Annotated in this window: 2 protein-coding genes; both read left to right on the plus strand. The window is 75.8% G+C overall.

The window, feature by feature from the left end; genetic code table 11:
* The coding region (locus tag FNQ90_RS21500) for a J domain-containing protein (RefSeq protein WP_182607869.1) at positions 1 to 1,076 on the plus strand (1,076 nt) is incomplete at its 5' end.
* Between the two features lie 91 nt (positions 1,077 to 1,167).
* Positions 1,168 to 1,506, plus strand: coding sequence for a rhodanese-like domain-containing protein (locus FNQ90_RS21505; protein WP_143624348.1), 339 nt, complete (start codon positions 1,168 to 1,170; stop codon positions 1,504 to 1,506).
* Positions 1,507 to 1,899 lie beyond the last annotated feature (393 nt).

The raw sequence follows: 1,899 nt of genomic DNA on the forward strand, positions 1-1,899 counted from the left end.
AAAGTCTGTGTCAGAGGTGTATAAGAGACAGCCCGGGCGGGTCCGCCGTCCCCGCGCCGGAGGACCCGCGGGCCCCCGACGCCCCGGACGCCGGGGGGACCCATCCCGGGGAACCCGGCGACATCGACCCGGAGGCCGCCGAGCGGCTCGAGAGGGCGGTGCGGGCCGCCGAGGCCGCGCTGATCGAGTTCGAGATCGCGGTGGAGAGCTTCCGCATCGAGGTGGAGAACTTCTCCCGCCTCCACGACGAGCGCCTCGGTCCCCTCTACGCCCACCTCGAGGAGTTGGACGCGCGGATCGCCGAGGCGACCGCCGCGCGCACCGGGGATCCGCAGGACGTGCGCAGAGCCCGCGAGGCGCGGGCCGGGGTGCAGCCGCTGCCCGGTGTGGCGGAGCTGTTCCAGGACTGGCTGGGCCCCGACGGCCTGGCCCCCGACGCCGCCGCGATGCTCACCGACCGCACCGCCACGCCCCCGCCCCGGGTGCGGCCGGGCGCCGAGGCCCGGAACCTGTTCCGGGAGCTGATCCGCCGATGTCACCCCGATCTGGTGACCGACCCGGCGGAGATGGAGCGACGGGGCGCCTTCGTCACGCGGGTCAACCAGGCGTACGCCCTGGGGGACGTGGCGGCGCTGCGCGCCCTGACCGAGGAGTGGGAGGCGGGCCCCTCCCGCGGCCCCTCACCCGGGCAGCGGGGCGAGGAGTTGGTGGCCCGCCTCGGCTGGCTGGCCGAACGACGGGACCTCCTGGCGGAGATCGCGGCCTCACTGGAGGGCGGCGCGATCGGTTCGCTGTTGCGCCTGGGGGAGGACGACCCCGACGCGCTGCTGGAGGAGATCGCCGAGGGGCTGCGGGAGAGGATCCGTACCCGGGAGGCGGAGCTGTACCGGATCGGGGCCGGGGCGGGCGCCCCGACCACCGATCCGTCCGGGGTCCCGATCGCCGGTACGACCGCGGCGGCCGGGTCCGACCCGTCCGCCGCCGGGCCGGCCCCCGACCCGGTCACCGGTTCCCCCGGGCCCACCGATCACCCGGGCGGGGACGGCTCCACCGGTACCGCTCCCGGCGCGGACTGACCGCGCCCGCCCCGGCCCCCGGGTCTCGGCCGCGGGGCCGACCCCGGCGTCGGCCCCGTGCGGGTCCGTCCGGTCGCCTACAGTCGGTGGCATGAACTTCGCACAGGTCCCCACCGTGACGGTGGACGCCGTTCCCGCCGACGGGCTGCTGCTCGACGTCCGCGAGCCCGAGGAGTGGGCCGCCGGGCACGCCGAGGGCGCCCTGCACATCCCGATGGGCGAGGTGATCGCCCGCCGCACGGAGATCGAGGAGCGCGTGGGCGACGGTCCGGTGCACGTGGTGTGTCGCTCCGGCGGTCGCTCGGCTCAGGTGACGGCCTACCTGGCACAGCAGGGCGTGGACGCGGTCAACGTGGACGGTGGGATGGTCGCCTGGGAGGCGGCGGGCCGTCCCCTGGCCGCCGACGGGGAGCCGCCCCGGGTGCTCTGAGCCGGCGTCGGCGGGCGCACGCCCGGACCGCCGCTCACCACCGCGAAGGAAGGACGGTCGCGTCGGCGACCGTGTCGAGGGCCCACCGGGACATCCCGGCGGGCCCTCGACACGGTCGGGAGGGTTTTCGCGCCGGGTCATGCTCTGGCCAGGGAAAAGAACACAGTGTTCCGGAGTCGGGACCCGGAATCACACGGACCGTCGCGAACCGGGCCAGAGGCTTTGCACGCAGGGGTGAATTCGCAGCGGCGCACACATGAAGCGTCGACCTCCCGGGGAGGCAGGGACCGCTCACGACCCACCGGTCTCGCCGTCCGGCGACGCCGCTCCCCACCCACCGGAGGTTCCGCGTGGAGATCACCGGCCACGCCCGTCCGGCCGACCCCACCGACC

The sequence above is a fragment of the Streptomyces alkaliphilus genome (assembly GCF_014141535.1).
Classification (GTDB): Bacteria; Actinomycetota; Actinomycetes; order Streptomycetales; family Streptomycetaceae; genus Streptomyces; species Streptomyces alkaliphilus.

Coding starts and splice junctions, on each gene's coding strand:
- FNQ90_RS21505 (WP_143624348.1), top strand. CDS start 1,168: ATGAACTTCGCACAGGTCCCCACCGTGACGGTGGACGCCGTTCCCGCC.